Origin of the sequence: Bacillus sp. SIMBA_005 (assembly GCF_046535585.1) — a bacterium.
Classification (GTDB): domain Bacteria; phylum Bacillota; class Bacilli; order Bacillales; family Bacillaceae; genus Bacillus; species Bacillus pumilus.
In genome coordinates, this window is the sequence record NZ_JAWRWI010001136.1 from 1 (window position 1) to 237 (window position 237).

Consider the following 237-nt stretch of genomic DNA (forward strand, 5'->3'; position numbering starts at 1 on the left):
GTCGTGATGGTTCCCCTCGGCGCGATCGCGGGCCGCGTGGCACGGCTGGATCCGCCGGCTCGACGCGCGGTCGTGTTCAGCGGCACCACACGCAATGGGCTCGTTGTGCTGCCTCTCGTTCTGGCGCTCCCGGCGGAGTTCGGACTCGCGCCGCTCGCGGTCATCACGCAGACGCTCGTGGAGCTTGTCGCGATGGTCGTGATGGTGCGCCTCGTGCCACGGCTGGTGCCGTTGCAG

General features: G+C 70.0%; 1 pseudogene. It reads left to right on the top strand.

Features of this window, described 5'->3' with window-relative positions:
• Positions 1-237 (top strand): annotated as a pseudogene (locus tag SB660_RS23665) (arsenic resistance protein); the annotation flags it as partial.